The organism is Roseivirga ehrenbergii (assembly GCF_001593005.1).
GTDB classification, from domain to species: Bacteria; Bacteroidota; Bacteroidia; order Cytophagales; family Cyclobacteriaceae; genus Roseivirga; species Roseivirga ehrenbergii.
On record NZ_LQZQ01000031.1, the window covers coordinates 1 to 560 of the forward strand.

At 40.7% G+C, this 560-nt stretch carries 1 protein-coding gene; it reads right to left on the reverse strand.

Annotated features, from left to right (window positions below; all coding sequences use genetic code 11):
* Positions 1-530, reverse strand: a 530-nt coding sequence (locus MB14_RS10220; RefSeq protein WP_157716578.1) for a hypothetical protein, incomplete at its 3' end; no start/stop codon positions are given.
* Between the last annotated feature and the right edge of the window lie 30 nt (positions 531-560).

Genomic DNA, 560 nt, shown 5'->3' on the forward strand with positions numbered 1-560 from the left:
TCTGCGGTTAACCCATTTTGGTCAAATACCGCATTGGCTTGAAGGTCTACCTCTAGGGTTTCAGCTCCATCTGGTGTACCTGTTACACTAAAGAAAATTCTAACTACGGTTTCTCCACCTGAAAGTGCTGTAGCTGATCCTTCTGCCGTATTATCATTCTTCTTTACGCTTGAAATGACTGGAGTGGTAGCTGTGCCATTACTGATTGAAAGGTTAAAATCACTTGCTTGTAAACCATCTCCCGTACAATTGTCTTCATAAACTCCTTCGTTGAAAGTCACATCAATGTAAGAGTTGTCTGCGGCTAAACTAACGCCTGTAATGTTAGGCTTGATTAGGTCATTTAAAGTTCTGGTGTTATTGCTTTGTGTTGCACTTGCTGCATTTCCAGCGGCATCGAAAACAGAACTTCCATCTGCAAAATCAATTTTTACAACTTCAGAACCATCAGCTACTCCTGTGGTAGTGAAAGTAACTCTTATAATATTTTCTCCTCCTGTTAAGTCTGTAGTACCATCTACCTTTTTCAAGCTGGTTATTACTGGATTAGTGGCCGTACC